13 protein-coding genes are annotated in these 13,630 nt (G+C 70.2%); 6 read left to right on the top strand and 7 right to left on the bottom strand.

Going from position 1 to position 13,630, the window contains the following annotated elements:
• The first annotated feature begins 33 nt into the window (after window positions 1-33).
• Together H305_RS0122025 and H305_RS0122020 are read left to right on the top strand one after the other, a co-directional pair.
• Window positions 34-522: a DUF485 domain-containing protein gene (locus H305_RS0122025; RefSeq protein ID WP_028802288.1), complete on the top strand. Its 489-nt coding sequence runs from the start codon at window positions 34-36 to the stop codon at window positions 520-522.
• Entirely contained in the window at window positions 519-2,111 is a 1,593-nt protein-coding gene (locus tag H305_RS0122020; protein ID WP_028802287.1) for a cation acetate symporter, read from the top strand. The genes H305_RS0122025 and H305_RS0122020 overlap by 4 nt, the downstream gene beginning before the upstream one ends.
• 199 nt (window positions 2,112-2,310) lie before the next feature.
• On the opposite strand, the gene H305_RS0122015 is transcribed toward H305_RS0122020, so the two are convergent.
• On the bottom strand, window positions 2,311-3,003 hold the full coding sequence (locus H305_RS0122015) for a response regulator (protein WP_028802286.1): 693 nt from the start codon (window positions 3,001-3,003) through the stop codon (window positions 2,311-2,313).
• Window positions 3,004-3,164: 161 nt separating this feature from the next.
• On the opposite strand from H305_RS0122015, the gene H305_RS0122010 reads away from it, so the two are divergent.
• From H305_RS0122010 to H305_RS0122000, 3 genes are read left to right on the top strand one after another with little or no spacing between them, the layout of a single operon-like run.
• Window positions 3,165-3,980, top strand: a complete 816-nt coding sequence (locus H305_RS0122010; protein WP_028802285.1) for an ABC transporter ATP-binding protein — start codon at window positions 3,165-3,167, stop codon at window positions 3,978-3,980.
• Window positions 3,970-4,845, top strand: coding sequence for an ABC transporter permease (locus H305_RS0122005; protein ID WP_028802284.1), 876 nt, complete (start codon window positions 3,970-3,972; stop codon window positions 4,843-4,845). The genes H305_RS0122010 and H305_RS0122005 overlap by 11 nt, the downstream gene beginning before the upstream one ends.
• Window positions 4,846-4,900: 55 nt before the next feature.
• Window positions 4,901-5,959 carry an ABC transporter substrate-binding protein gene (locus H305_RS0122000; protein WP_028802283.1) on the top strand — a complete coding sequence of 353 codons (1,059 nt, stop codon included), beginning with the start codon at window positions 4,901-4,903 and terminating at the stop codon, window positions 5,957-5,959.
• Window positions 5,960-5,977: 18 nt separating this feature from the next.
• On the opposite strand, the gene H305_RS0121995 is transcribed toward H305_RS0122000, so the two are convergent.
• The 4 genes from H305_RS0121995 to H305_RS0121980 form a co-directional block, all read right to left on the bottom strand.
• On the bottom strand, window positions 5,978-6,658 hold the full coding sequence (locus H305_RS0121995) for a response regulator (protein ID WP_028802282.1): 681 nt from the start codon (window positions 6,656-6,658) through the stop codon (window positions 5,978-5,980).
• Entirely contained in the window at window positions 6,655-8,427 is a 1,773-nt protein-coding gene (locus H305_RS46755; RefSeq protein WP_051370824.1) for an ATP-binding protein, read from the bottom strand. The genes H305_RS0121995 and H305_RS46755 overlap by 4 nt, the downstream gene beginning before the upstream one ends.
• Window positions 8,428-8,572: 145 nt before the next feature.
• Complete coding sequence (locus H305_RS0121985; RefSeq protein ID WP_028802281.1) at window positions 8,573-9,517, bottom strand: sucrase ferredoxin; 945 nt, start codon at window positions 9,515-9,517, stop codon at window positions 8,573-8,575.
• Between the two features lie 118 nt (window positions 9,518-9,635).
• Complete coding sequence (locus H305_RS0121980; protein WP_028802280.1) at window positions 9,636-10,895, bottom strand: citrate synthase; 1,260 nt, start codon at window positions 10,893-10,895, stop codon at window positions 9,636-9,638.
• Window positions 10,896-10,991: 96 nt separating this feature from the next.
• On the opposite strand from H305_RS0121980, the gene H305_RS0121975 reads away from it, so the two are divergent.
• Complete coding sequence (locus H305_RS0121975; protein WP_028802279.1) at window positions 10,992-12,161, top strand: citrate synthase/methylcitrate synthase; 1,170 nt, start codon at window positions 10,992-10,994, stop codon at window positions 12,159-12,161.
• A gap of 303 nt (window positions 12,162-12,464) precedes the next feature.
• Here H305_RS0121975 and H305_RS0121970 read toward each other — a convergent pair whose 3' ends face one another.
• Complete coding sequence (locus H305_RS0121970) at window positions 12,465-12,701, bottom strand: hypothetical protein (RefSeq protein WP_028802278.1); 237 nt, start codon at window positions 12,699-12,701, stop codon at window positions 12,465-12,467.
• Between the two features lie 125 nt (window positions 12,702-12,826).
• Window positions 12,827-13,381, bottom strand: coding sequence for a DUF6082 family protein (locus tag H305_RS0121965; RefSeq protein ID WP_028802277.1), 555 nt, complete (start codon window positions 13,379-13,381; stop codon window positions 12,827-12,829).
• Window positions 13,382-13,630 lie beyond the last annotated feature (249 nt).

The following is a 13,630-nucleotide window of genomic DNA, read 5'->3' as shown; positions in this document are numbered from 1 at the left end:
CGGCGACATCAGCCCGCGGACAAGGAGAGATCGGTGGAGAAGCACGACGGCGGCGATACCGGAGAGGTCCGGTTCGACGACCCCTGGTACGACGCGCTCGCCTCCGGCTGGGGTGAGTTGGACGGCACGGGAGCGCCCGCACCCGCGGTGCCGGCGGCGCGCGCGCAGTACGAACCGCGGGCGGGCGGAGCGGCCGACGTCTATCTGGAGGTGCAGCGCAGCGCGGCGTTCCAGGAAGTGCGCGGCCGGTACCGGAGGTTCGTGATCCCGGCCGTCGCCGTCTTCTTCGCCTGGTACGTGGGCTATGTGGTGACGGCGACGACAGCGCCGGGGCTCATGGCGCAGCCCGTTGCCGGCGCGGTGAACGTGGCGTTGCTCGCGGGACTCGGACAGTTCCTCACGACGTTCCTGTTCGCGTGGGCGTACGCGCGCCACGCGCGGCTGCGCCGGGACCGGGCAGCGCTTGATCTCCGCTGGGACACACAGGAGCTGACACGGCACGTCAGAGGCGGTGAGCGGTGACAGGCAACCATCAGACGCTGGCGCTCCTGCTGTTCAGCGCGTTCGTGGCGGTGACGCTGGCGATCACGACGTGGGTGAGCCGCAACCGGCACGGTTCGGAGGAGGAGTTCTACGCCGGCGGGCGGTTGTTCTCGCCGATGGAGAATGGTTTTGCCATTTCAGGTGATTACATGTCGGCGGCCTCCTTCCTGGGCGTCACGGGGCTGATCTCGCTCTACGGCTATGACGGCCTGCTGTACGTCGTGGGGTTCTTCGTCGCCTGGCTCGTCGTGCTGTTCCTGGTCGCCGAACTGGTGCGCAACTGCGGGCGTTTCACGCTCGCCGACGTCGTCGCGGCCCGGATGAGCGAGCGGCCGGTGCGGATTGCGGCGGGAACGTCCTCGGTGACGGTGTCCGTGCTCTACCTCGTGGCGCAGATGGTCGGAGCCGGCAGCCTGGTCGCACTGCTGCTGGGAGGCACGAGCGACGCCGCGCGGAACTGGACGGTGATCGGCGTCGGCGCGCTCATGGTGATCTATGTGTCGCTGGGCGGCATGCGGGCCACCACATGGATCCAGATCGTCAAGGCCGTGCTGTTGCTCGGGGGAGCCGTCGCGCTGACGGTGCTCGTCCTGGTGCGGTTCCACGGGAATGTCAATGAGCTGCTGCGTTCGGCGGCGGATCGCAGCGGGCACGGCATGGCGTTCCTCGCACCCGGACTGAAGTACGGCGGCGACTGGACCGCGCGCTTCGACTTCATCAGCCTGGGGCTTGCGCTGGTCCTCGGCACGGCCGGGCTGCCGCACATCCTGGCCCGGTTCTACACCGTGCCGACGGCCCGGGCGGCGCGGCGTTCGGTGGTCTGGTCGATCGGGCTCATCGGTGGCTTCTACCTGATGACGATCGTCCTGGGCTTCGGGGCCGCGGCGATCGTGGGTCCGGAGACGGTGCGCGCGTCCAACGCGGCCGGCAACACAGCGGTCCCGCTCCTGGCGCTCGACCTGGGTGGCGGCGCCAACTCGACGGGTGGAACGGTTCTTTTCGCGGTGGTCGCCGCCATCGCCTTCGCGACCATCCTGGCGGTCGTCGCCGGCATCACCCTCGCCTCCTCGGCGTCCGTGGCCCACGACCTGTACACGTCCTTGCGGCGTCGGCACGCGAAGCCGCGCAGCGAGGTGGCCGTGGCGCGGGCGGCTGCCGTCGGAGTCGGCGTGGTGGCGATCGCGCTGGGGCTGCTCGCCCGTGACCTCAATGTGGCCTTCCTGGTGGGCCTCGCCTTCGCGGTCGCGGCGTCCGCGAACCTGCCGGTGCTGCTGTACTCGCTGTTCTGGCGGTCGTTCACCACGCGGGGCGCGGTCTGGGCCGTATACGGCGGCCTGGTGCCCGCGCTGGTGCTCGTGGTGCTCTCGCCCGTGGTCTCGGGGAGTCCCGAATCGCTCTTCCCGGACGTGGACTTCCAGTACTTCCCGCTGCAGAACCCGGGCCTCGTGTCGATCCCCTTGGGCTTCCTCGCGGGCTGGCTCGGGACGGTCACATCGGCGGAGGAACCGGACGAGGCCAAGTACGCGGAGACCGAGGTGCGGGCACTCACCGGCGCCGGGGCCGTCTGAGGGCGTCGGCGGGGGCGTATCCGCCGCTCATCGAACAGGGACGGGACCCGCAGACTCCTCGGAGCCAGAGCGGTTGCTGCCGGGGGCGGCCGGTGCGTCCGTGCGACGCTCCGGCCGACGCGTTCGCCCGTCCCGTCGGCCGGCCGGGCGTGTCCGGCAGTCCCTTCCGCCGGGCGTGTCCGGCCCGTACCTGTGGGGTCTAAGGCGCCACCCACGCGTACCGGTGCTCCGGCCTGCCCGTGTCGCCGTACTTGAGCGACAGGCTCAGGCGGCCGGCCTGTTCGAGGTGGCGCAGATAGCGCTGCGCCGTGGAGCGGCTGAGGCCGGTCTCTGCGGCCACCTCGTGAGCCGACAGAGGGTGGTCCGCACGGTGCAGCACGTCGCAGATGAGGTCGGTGGTCGGCTCGGAGTGACCGCTGGGCAGCCCCGGTGACGACGGCACGGGTGTGGTGCGCAGAGCGCCGAAGATCCGGTCGACCTGTTCCTGGCCCGCCACACCGTGGCCGCCCACCCGGTCCACGGTGCGGAGCAGGGCGGCGTACGAGTCGAGGCGGGCGCGCAGCGCGGCGAACGTGAACGGCTTGACGAGATAGTGCAGGGCGCCGAGACGCATCGCGGCCTGCACGGTCACCACGTCGCTGGCCGCGGTGATCATGATGACGTCGGTGCCATGGCCGCGTTCGCGCATCCGGTGGACCAGTTCCAGGCCCGTCTGGTCGGGCAGGTAGTGGTCCAGCAGCACCAGGTCCACGGGCGCGCGTTCGACCGCGGCCAGCGCCTGGGCAGCACTGTGCGCGCGGGCGGTCACCCGGAATCCGGGAACCTTCCCCACGTACTTCGCGTTGATCTCGGCGACGCGGAAGTCGTCGTCCACGACCAGGACGTCAATCATCGGGCCTCTTTCCCTCAAGGCCTGGCGGGCGTTAAGCCCGTGTTTCGGCTCCGCTGTTGTAGCGCGAGCAAAATGAGCACAACAGACTCTTGCAAGCAGAAGAAGGCCTTGCGCTCAGAAGACTGATGCTGTGGCCCCCGCCACACCTACGGTCCCGGGCCATGAGCACAGACATCAGCCCCGCCATCGAGCTGCGGGGCGCGAGCAAGATCTTCAAGACGCCGTCGGGGGGTTTGCACACGGCGGTCAGGGAGCTGGACCTCACGATCGGCCGGGGCGAGTTCGTCGCCGTCGTCGGTCCCACCGGCTGCGGGAAGTCCACCACGCTGACCCTGGTCAGCGGACTCGAAGAGCCCACCGAGGGCGAAGTCCTTGTCGCCGGGGAGCCCGTCGCGGGCGTCGGCGACAAGGTCGGTTTCGTCTTCCAGCAGGACGCCACCTTCCCCTGGCGCACAGTGCTGTCGAACGTGATGGCCGGCCCCCGCTTCCGTGGCGTGCCCAAGTCCGAGGCGAAGCAGCGGGCCCGCGAATGGCTGGCCCGAGTCGGGCTCGCGGCCTTCGAGGACCGCTATCCCCACCAGCTCTCCGGAGGTCAGCGCAAGCGCGTCGCCCTCGCCGCCACCTTCGTCAACGACCCCGAGATCCTGCTGATGGACGAGCCCTTCTCGGCGCTCGACGTACAGACCAGGGCGCTCATGTCGGACGAGCTGCTGGAACTCTGGGAGGGTACCGGCGCCTCGGTCGTCTTCGTCACCCACGATCTGGAGGAGTCCATCGCGCTCGCGGACAAGGTCGTCGTCATGACCGCGGGCCCCGCGACCGTGAAGCACGTCTTCGACATCGACCTGCCGCGCCCGCGCAAGGTCGAGTCGGTGCGCCTGGAGCCGCGGTTCATCGAAATCTACCGCGAGATCTGGGAGTCGCTGGGCGAAGAGGTTCGCATCACCCGGGAGAGGGGCGCGGCCCATGTCGCCTGACACCCTGCCCGAGACGGTCGTCGCCCTGAAGGACGCCGAGCCCGCCAAGCAGGACCGCACGCATTCCCGCGCGCGGGCCGCTCGCCGCCGCAAGATCGTCGTGGCCGCCGCCCGCGCGCTGCTCCTGGTCGCCGTGCTCGGCCTGTGGGAGGGGCTCTCCCGGGCCGAGGTCATCGATCCGTTCAACTTCTCGATGCCGTCGAAGATCTGGGACCAGATCTACACGTGGACGACCCATGGCACGGCGCTCGGCTCGCTCGGCGAACAGATCTGGTTCACGCTCCACGAGGCGTTGCTCGGCTGGATCATCGGTGTGGTCGCCGGTGTGGTCTTCGGTATCGCGCTGGGCCGGATCACGTTCCTCGCCGACGTCCTGGGGCCCTACATCAAGGTGCTCAACTCCATCCCCAGGATCGTCCTCGCACCCATCTTCGTGATCTGGTTCGGACTCGGGCCGGCCTCCAAGGTGGCGTCGGCCGTGGTCCTCGTCTTCTTCCCGGTCTTCTTCAACGCCTTCCAGGGCGCGCGGGAGGTCGACCGCAATCTGGTGGCCAACGCCCGCATTCTCGGGGCCAGCGACCGCAGGGTGACGCTCCAGGTCGTCATCCCGTCCGCCACATCGTGGATCTTCACCAGCCTGCACGTCAGTTTCGGTTTCGCGCTCATCGGCGCGATCGTCGGCGAGTACATCGGCGCGACCAAGGGCATCGGCCTGCTCGTCGCGCAGTCGCAGGGCACCTTCAACGCGGCCGGTGTCTATGCCGCGATGGTCATCCTGGCCGTCGTCGCCCTGCTGGCCGAGGGACTGCTCACCTTCGCCGAGCGCCGCATCTTCCGGTGGAAGCCGTCGGACTCCGACCGCTGAACCCGTCGCACCCGCGTACCGCACCCGCTCTTCTCTCACAAGGACGTGAACCACCATGCGCAAGACCGCCAGATACTCCGCCCTGGCAGCCGCCGGTCTGCTCGCTCTCACCTCGCTCACCGCCTGCGCCAACGACGCGGCAAGCACGACGGCCGATTCCGGCGACAACGGAGGTGGCGGCGGTGAGCACGTCAAGATCATGGTCGGTGGACTGGACAAGGTCATCTACCTGCCGGCGATGCTCACGCAGCGGCTCGGCTACTTCAAGGAGGAGGGTTTGGATGTCCAACTCCTGAGCGAGCCCGCCGGTGTTCAGGCCGAGACCGCCCTCGTCTCCGGCCAGGTGCAGGGAGCCGTCGGCTTCTACGACCACACCCTCGACCTGCAGACCAAGGGCAAGTCCGTGGAGTCCGTCGTGCAGTTCTCGCACGCGCCCGGCGAGGTGGAGATCGTCTCCAACAAGCGCCAGGACGACATCACTTCGCCCAAGGACTTCAAGGGCAAGAAGCTCGGCATCACCGGTCTGGGCTCCTCGACGGACTTCCTCACCAAGTACCTCGCGGTCAAGAACGGTGTGCAGGTCAGCGAGTTCACGCCCGTCGCCGTCGGCGCCGGCCCCACGTTCATCTCCGCCCTCCAGAAGGGGGCCATCGACGGCGGCATGACGACCGACCCCACCGTCGCCACGGTCATGGAGAAGAACCTCGGCAAGGTGCTCGTCGACATGCGGACGCCGAAGGGGTCCCAGGAGGCGCTCGGCGGACCGTACCCCTCGTCCAGTCTGTACATGCAGACGGACTGGGTGAACAGCCACAAGGACACGGTCCAGAAGCTGGCCAACGCCTTCGTCAAGACCCTCAAGTGGATGTCCACGCACAGCGCCGCCGACATCGCCGACAAGATGCCCGCCGACTACTCGCAGGGCAACAAGACGCTGTACGCGGGCGCGATCCAGAGCACGCTGCCGATGTTCACCAAGGACGGTGTGATGCCCGAGAACGGTCCCGAGACCGTCGAGAAGGTCCTCAAGGCGTTCAACCCCAACATCAAGAACGCCGATGTGGACCTGAGCAAGACGTACACCACCGAGTTCGTGAAGAAGGCCGCGGGCTGAGCCGCCGGCGCACGCAGCTCAGACGCGGGTCGCCCAGACGTAGCGATGCTCCGGGCGGCCCGCGTCGCCGTACTTGAGGGTCAGCCTGGCCCGCCCAGTGCGCTCCAGGAGCTTCAGATAGCGCTGCGCGGTCTGGCGGCTCAGTCCGGTCTCGTCGCCGACCTCCTGGGCCGACAGGGGCCCCTCCGCGTTCACCAGCGCGCGGCGCACCAGCTCCGCGGTCGAGGGGGAGTGCCCCTTGGGCAGGTCCGGCTCCGCGCGCGCGGACAGCGCGCCGAAGATCCGGTCCACCTCGGGCTGCTCGGCCTCACCGCCGCCGTCCAGGGTGCGCCGCAGAGCCGCGTAGGCCTCCAGTTTGGCGCGCAGCCCCGCGAAGGCGAACGGCTTGACCAGGTACTGGAGCGCGCCCTGCCGCATCGCGGCCTGCACGGTCGAGATGTCCCGGGCCGCGGTCACCATGATCACGTCGGTCTGGTGGCCGCGGCGGCGCATCTCCTGGACCACGGCGAGACCCGTGTCGTCCGGCAGGTAGTGGTCCATGAGGACCAGATCGACCCGGGGCAGCGCCTCCATCCGGCTCAGGGCCTGCGCCGCGCTGTGCGCCTCGCCCGCGACGTGGAAGCCGCGCACCTTCCCGACGTAGGCGGCGTTGACCCGAGCGACCCGGGTGTCGTCGTCCACGACCAGTACCTCGATCATCGCGACTCCTCCCCGGCGTCCGGGGTGTCGGTGGCTCCCGGCCCCGCGGCCTCGGGGGACGGGGACTGCCGTACGAGACGTGGTCCCGGTGCGGGGACGGGACTGTCCTCCCCTCCGGCCGTTTCGTCGGGCAGGGGTTCGGCCAGCGCCTCCGGCAGAGGTTCGGTCAGCGCCTCCGGCAACACCACCGTGAACTCCGCACCCCCGCCGTCCGCCTCGGTGACCCGTGCGCTGCCGCCCTGCCGCTCGGCCAGCCGGCGCACCAGGGGGAGCCCGATGCCGCGCTTCCCGTGCGCCGGGGGCTTCTTGGTGGTCCATCCGTCCGTGAAGACCAGTTCCCGCTGTTCCTGCGGGATCCCGGGTCCGGTGTCCAGCACGCGGAGCACGGCGGTGCGGCCTTCGGTACGCAGTTCCACCTCCACGCGCGCGTGAGGCTTGCCCGCGACGGCGTCGAGCGCGTTGTCGACGAGGTTACCGACGACGGTGACCAGTCCTCTGGGGTCGACGAGGCGGTCCGGCAGCAGTGTCCTGTCCGAGATCCACAGGGCCACGCCCCGCTCGGCGGCCACGGTCGCCTTGCCGACCAGCAGGGCAGCGAGCAGCGGGTCGTGGACCTTCTCGGTGACCTGTTCCGCGGTCACCTTGTGGTCACAGACGACCTCTCCGACGAAGTCGACGGCGTCGTCGTACATCTCCAGTTCGAGCAGTCCGAGGAGCGTGTGCATGCGGTTGGCGTGCTCGTGGTCCTGGGCGCGCAGGGCGTCGATCAGACCGCGTGTGGAGTCGAGTTCCCGGCCGAGCTGCTCCAGCTCCGTACGGTCGCGCAGCGTGGCGACGGCGCCCCCGTCGTCGGTGGGCATCCGGTTGGCGATCAGGACGCGCTGGCCGCGGACGGTCAGCAGATCGGTCCCGGTCACGCGTCCGGCGAGCACGTCGGTCGTACGTCCCGGACCGAGCGCGTCGTCCAGGGACTGCCCGATGGCCTCCGAGCCGAGGCCCAGCAGGCGCTGCGCCTCGTCGTTGAGGAGACGTACGCGGCCGGCGCCGTCGAGCGCGACCACGCCCTCCCTGATGCCGTGCAGCATCGCCTCGCGCTCCGCGAGCAGTGCCGAGATGTCGGAGAAGGCCAGATCACGGGTCTGCCGCTGCACTCTCCGGGAGATCAGATAGGCGGCCAGCGCGCCTACGGCCATCGCCCCGCCCGCGTACGCGAACAGACCCGGGATCGCGTCGATCAGCCGTGCCCGCACACTGTCGTACTTGATGCCGACCGAGACCGCACCGATGATCTTCCCGTCGGCGTCGCGCAGCGGGACCTTGCCCCGCGCGGAGCGGCCAAGGGTGCCGGTGTCGATCTCCATGACGTCCTTGCCGCGCAGCGCCTGACGGGGGTCCGTGGAGACCTCCCGGCCGATCTCCGAGGGATCGGTGTGCGACCACCGGATGCCCTGCATGTCCATCACCACGATGTACTCGGCCCCGCTGGCCGTCCGGATCCGCTCCGCCTCGGCCTGCACCGGGCCGGCCGCGGAGGGCCGTGTCGTGCGCAGATCGTCGGCGATCTGCGGCTGTGCCGCCGTGGTCTGCGCGATCGCCAGCGCGCGGCGCATCGCCTGGTCGTCGAGCTGCGCGCTGAGCGGTGCGAGGAACAGCCCGGTGGCGAGGACGGCGACTCCCGCGGCGATCGCCACCTGCATCAGCAGCACCTGCGAGAACACCCGCCGCGGCAGACCGAGGCGCAGTCGTCGTGCGGGGGGAGTGGGGCTCATGGCTATGACGGTACGGGGGCGGGCGCACCCGGCCGAAGGGAGTGTGGCACGGATCTCTTGATCGTCCGGTGGGGGAGTCGTGGGGACGGGGGCGCGATGCCCCGGTACGAGGCCGGCGAGCGCCTGCGACCGCCCGGGCCAGGGGTCAGCAGGCTACCGCGGCAGTCGCCGGCCCCATCGCCCGTACCGCCACGACGTCCATCCGGGCGGGCGAGCCCAGCACCGAACCGCAGCTCTCCGGGCGCGGCGGCAGCGCGGCCCCCTGGGCGACGATCACACGCCACAGACGGCCGTCCGTGTGCGCCACGGTGACCGCCCAGCGGGGAGCGGTGCCTTCCGTGCGGACCACGGTCAGGACCTCGGCCGCGTGCTCTCCCAGGGCCGTGCGCACGGCCAGTTCGGCCGCCTGGCCCGGCCGCTCCCACGCGGAGTTCCCGCGGCAGCCCTCGGTGACGACCCGGCCGTGCCGGGCGCCTTGGACGATCTCCTTGACGGCGTGTGCCTCGGCGCGGCCGTACGCGTATCCGTACGGCAGGACGAGCACGGTCGGCGAGAAGCGGTGTCCGCCCAGATGGGTGACCTCCCAGACGCCTGCCGCGCCGGACATGGCGAGTTCGGCGGCGAGGGGGCGTCCCAGCAGAGCGCAGCAGCGGTCGCGCTTGCCGTTGGTGCAGACGAGCGCGAGCGGGTCGCCCGTGTGCGGCCCGCCCTGGAGAACCCTGTCGAAGGTGTGGCGGTCGCCCATGCCGAGAGCGGCGAAGTCGAGGTCGAGCAGGTGCTCGGGATCGGTCGTCATGGCGCTGTGCAGCCACACGTTTCCGGGAGTGATGTGCGCCGCGTACACATGGCGCTCCGCGAGCGTCCCGCAGTCGGCGTGCCGTCCGGGGCGGCGGATCAGCGCGATCCGCACGTCCGTGCCTTTCGCCGCCGCTTCGAGGGCACGCCCGATCGTGGGGTCCAGGTGGCTCGAAGTGAGCGCCTTCGCACCCCAGGGGCCGGGCTGCTCGATCAGCAGCCATGTCCTCGCGGTGGCCGCAGTTCCCGCCAGGGGCTCGTCGAGGTGCCGCGACGCGGTCGTGCACATACTCACAGAGGTGAGCCTAACCTGACTTGAGTCGGGGTGACTTCCGGCCCCGCCGATGGGGGCGCGCTTGGGGTGGTTCAGGCGCACTGGGGGGCGTGCGCAGCTCGGGAGGGGAGCGCATCTCCTAGCGAGGGAGCGGCTGCGGAGGGCGTTCCCCCACGTACCGGCCGCTCGGGCGCATGCGCAGGGGGCGCTCCGCGTACTCCTCCAGGGTGTGGGCGATCCAGCCCGCCGTACGGGCGACGGCGAAGACCGTCTCCCCTGCGGAGGCCGACATCCCGGACGAGACGGTGAGGACGGCCAGCGCCAGGTCGACATTGGCGTGCAGGGGCGCGTGACGGGCGGTGGTCGTCACGACGTCCTGGGCCGCCGCCAGCGCGGGTCCGGCGGCGGGGACGTCCTCCAGCAGGGCGAACAGAGCACGCGCGCGGGGGTCCTCGCCGGGGTAGAGCCGGTGACCGAGCCCGGGGACACGGCGCCCGGCGCGCAGTTCGTCGGCGACGACGGGGGCGGCCGTGCCCCGGTCCAGGACGTCGAGGAGCATTCGGTGGGCGAGTCTGCTGGCCGCGCCGTGAAGGGGGCCTTCGAGTGCGCCGAGGCCCGCCGACACCGCGGCGTACGCGTGGGCGCGGGCCGACGCCGCGACCCGGACCGCCAGTGTCGAGGCGGCGAGGTCGTGGTCCACGAGGAGGCCAAGTGCCGTGTCCAGCACACGCAGTGACGCGTCGTCCGGTGTACGTCCGGTGAGCCGATTCCACAGGCGGTGGGCGAGCGGGCCCTCGTCGCGGCGGTCGTGACGCAGGGGCGGAAGGGCCGCCACGAGCGTGGGGATCAGGGTCCGTCCGGTGCCCAGGACGGCGTTCTCGGTGAGGTCGAAGCGCAGTGGATCGGCGGCCGCCGCGGCGATCGCCGCCACGCGCAGCCGGTCGGTCGGGCCGCTGTGCTCGGGCAGCGCGTCCACGGCGCGGCGCGCGACGGCGACGGACGCTTCAGGGGCGGTGAACGTGACGCCAGGGCGCATGTGTCCCGTCCAGAGCCACTCGGCGATCTCCTCGTAGGAGTACGCCGCGGCCAACTCCGTCGCGTCGACCCCGCGGAAGTAGTACCGGTCCTTGTCGATGAGGGTGATGCGGGTGCGCACGGACAACTCGTCGCTCGTGCTCGAACTCGACCCGGTCTCACGCCTGTTGCGGCGCGCGAGCGCCTCCACCTCCTTGGCGTCGAAGGTGCTGCCGCGGCCGGTCGGTTCGCGCCGGCTGCTCAGCTGGCCGCGGCTCACGTAGGCGTACACGGTCTCGGGTTTCACGCCGAGCAGCTCGGCGGTCTCCTTGGTGCTGAGCCGTCGGCCCTCGTGCCCGGACGCTGCCGCTTCTTGATCCCTCATGGCGCCACCGTATCCATGGATCGATGCATTGATTTAATCAATATTGACAGTGATTGAGTCAAGCATGGACAGTCTAGTCAAGTCCAGGGAGGAAACATGCCGATCAACCGGGCCGCGTCCACCACCTCCGCCGACGTGCCGCGAGGACTCGCGGGCGTCGTCGTCACCGACACCCGACTGGGTGACGTCAGGGGGCTGGAGGGCTTCTACCACTACCGCCAGTACTCGGCCGTCGAACTCGCGCAAACCCGCGGCTTCGAGGACGTCTGGCATCTGCTCGTCCACGGCGAACTGCCCGACGCGGCACAGCGCGCGGCGTTCACCGCGCGGACGGTGCGGCTGCGCCGGCTGCCGGACGAGGTCCGCACCGCGCTGCCCGCGATCGCCGCGGCGACGCGCCTCTCGGGGCCGCTCGCCGGGCTGCGTACGGCACTGTCGCTCCTCGGCGGCGCAGCCGGATTCCGGCCTGTGTACGACATCGACGCCGAGCGGCGCCTCGCGGACACGCTCGCGATCACCGCGGCCGTCCCGACACTTCTCACCGCGCTGTACCGCCTCGGCCAGGGCCTGGATCCGGTGGGCCCGCGCGAGGACCTCGGGTACGCCGCCAACTATCTGTACATGTTGACCGGCTCCGAGCCCGATGCCGACCGGGCCCGTGCGGTCGAGCAATATCTCATCTCGACCATTGACCACGGTTTCAATGCATCAACCTTCACGGCACGCGTGATCGCGTCCACGGGAGCGGACGTGGCGGCGTGCCTCGTGGGAGCGGTCGGCGCCCTGTCCGGACCCCTCCACGGCGGTGCTCCCAGCAGGGCCCTGGACACCCTCGACGCGATCGGCACCCCCGAGCGCATCGACCCGTGGATTCGTGAACGCGTCCTGGCCGGCGATCGCATCATGGGATTCGGGCACCCGGTCTACCGCACGGAGGATCCCCGCTCGCGCATGCTCCGGGGCATCGCGCAGTCCTTCGGCGGCCCGCTGGTCGACTTCGCCGTCGAGGTCGAACGCCAGGTGGAAGCGATCCTCGCCGAGCTCAAGCCGGGCCGGGAACTGCACACGAACGTGGAGTTCTACGCGGGCGTGGTCATGGAACTCTGCGGACTGCCCCGGGAGATGTTCACCCCGACCTTCGCCGCCGCCCGCGTCGTCGGCTGGAGCGCCAACATCCTGGAACAGTCGGAGGACTCGAAGATCATCCGCCCGGCGGCACGGTATGTGGGTCCGGGGGCGCCGGCGGCCGTGCCGAGGGCCGTGTAGACGCCCGTCCGATGGTGCCCGGGATCGTGGCTGCGCCGCTCCGTGGCGGCGCGAGAAGCGGCACGTCCTGGCACGCGAGAGGTCCAGCACCGGTCGGTGCTGGACCTCGGGAAGTTCGTGTCGAGCGGCACGGTGCGCGGTGAGCGTCGGCGCAGCTCGGGCCACCGGCGGTGGGGATGTCCGCGGGGCTCGTGGATGAGGGGGTATGGGCCCGGTGTCGTGGCCGCGGTCCGGAGAAGGGTCGGGGTGACCGATGGATCTCGACGGACCACGGGCGGGTCCTGCGATGGCCATGGGCCCAGTTCAACTGTCGGGGATGTCCGCCTTCGCGCGGATGAGCGTTTCCCGGCTGACGACGACGATGCGCTCGTAGTCCGCGCGAGCGGCGTCATGGGGGAGTTCGGTGTCGAGCGTCGCTGTCGCCTCGGTGCCGATGACGGCGAAGTTCCCGTCGCTGAGCTCGAAGATGTCGGGGCACGTCTCGCCCGACAGGCTGCCTCGCTCGCGTGGAGACGCGCCGATGCGGCGCAGGATTTTCAAGGTGATCCCGGTCCTCAAGTTTAGACAGTGAAAACGGGGACACAGTAGCCGAGAGTTTAACGGCTTAAACCTTCGGCCCCCTAGGCCAACTGGCCTACGACGACTGCTTGTTCGCGCCCCAAACATCAGTCCCGTTCCCTCGGTGGCTCACCCACCACCCACCACTCCTCCGTGTCCGATTGGTCCAGATCGCGTATGAGGGCGTCCGTCATTCGGCCCACGCGCGCCTCCTGTGAGGACTTCTTGAGGCTTGCGCGATGGTGGCGCGTGGCGTCCCAGTAGTCGCGAAAGATCGCGCTCTGGCAGATCACCCTGAGATGGCCGTGCAACTCGTCCCAGTCGACGTCTCCGGCCCGGTGCGCACGCAGGGCGTTCGTGTACAGCGCGTTGGCGAAGAGGTACTGACGCCGTCGGACCGGGTCCAGTTCGTCGATGGTGCTCAGCACCTCGGCGAGGTCCGGATCTCCGAGAGCCTTGTCGAGCAGATACGTCTGGAAGCGCTGCTGCTCCGCGAGCCTCGCGTTCCTTCCGTCGATCCGTTCCACCTGAGCGACCCGTAGACGGAGGGCTTCCAGGCGCCGTTGCTGGACGGCCAGGACCACGAGGGCCCCGGCCGCGAAGGCGAGCCCTGCCGTCACGGCAGAGCCCGAGCTCCGCGCCCCAAAGTTCTGTGTGGTCATGTCAACCCCCGAATCAGGCGACCTTGCGCCGGTCGTCGGTGGTGGGGCGACAGGGAGCGGACCGGCGAGCGGTGGGCGGCGCGCTTGCCGTCTCCCAGTGTTGCCGAGCGGCTCTGATCGGCAGGGAGGCGGAGAGGAGGCGCACGGAGGGAAGTGCGGGTCGTGTATCCCGGCGCCATGTCCAACGTGTGCCCCGCGAGCGCCGCTAACAATCGTTCACTTCGGGGCGTTTCCCCCCACTCGTATGCT

The organism is Streptomyces sp. 142MFCol3.1, assembly GCF_000424945.1.
Classification (GTDB): domain Bacteria; phylum Actinomycetota; class Actinomycetes; order Streptomycetales; family Streptomycetaceae; genus Streptomyces; species Streptomyces siamensis.
This window is presented reverse-complemented; position numbering and strand designations above follow the sequence as displayed.